Raw genomic sequence first — 645 nt, forward strand, 5'->3', positions numbered from 1 at the left:
ACCACCCACAGCCTTTACGCCTGGATAAAGAAATACGGTCCGGATTCTTCTACTAATAAAGAACAGTCAGATGCTCAGGCCGAGATCCGCCGTCTCCAGAAAGAGCTGAAGCGGGTTACTGACGAACGGGATATATTAAAAAAAGCCGCGGCGTACTTCGCAAAGCTGTCCGACTGAGGTACGCCTTTATCCGTGACAACACCTGTTGCTGGCCTGTTCGCCTGCTCTGTCGGGTGCTGGATGTTCATCCCAGTGGTTTTTACGCCTGGTTTAAGCAACCGTATTCTCAGCGCCACCAGGTAGATCTGAGACTGACGGGACAGATCAAACAGTTCTGGCTGGAGTCCGGTTGCGTTTATGGTTATCGCAAGATCCATCTGGACTTGCGGGATAGCGGGCAACAGTGCGGAGTGAACAGAGTCTGGCGACTGATGAATCGTGCCGGGATAAAGGCTCAGGTCGGGTACCGGAGCCCGCGGGCACGCAAAGGCGAGGCCAGTATCGTATCGCCCAACAGGCTCCAGCGACAGTTCAATCCGGATGCTCCGGATAAGCGTTGGGTAACGGATATAACCTACAGTGTGCCCGGAGTTCAGGGCGGGCATGGATGCTTAAATGAACCGCGAGTCTGTCTGGAATATTGAA

General features: G+C 53.8%; 1 pseudogene. It reads left to right on the plus strand.

The features are described 5' to 3' along the window. Positions 1-578 (plus strand): annotated as a pseudogene (locus tag HMPREF3140_RS27805) (IS3 family transposase); the annotation flags it as partial. Between the last annotated feature and the right edge of the window lie 67 nt (positions 579-645).

Origin of the sequence: Klebsiella sp. HMSC16A12 (assembly GCF_001808265.1) — a bacterium.
Classification (GTDB): Bacteria; Pseudomonadota; Gammaproteobacteria; order Enterobacterales; family Enterobacteriaceae; genus Klebsiella; species Klebsiella pneumoniae.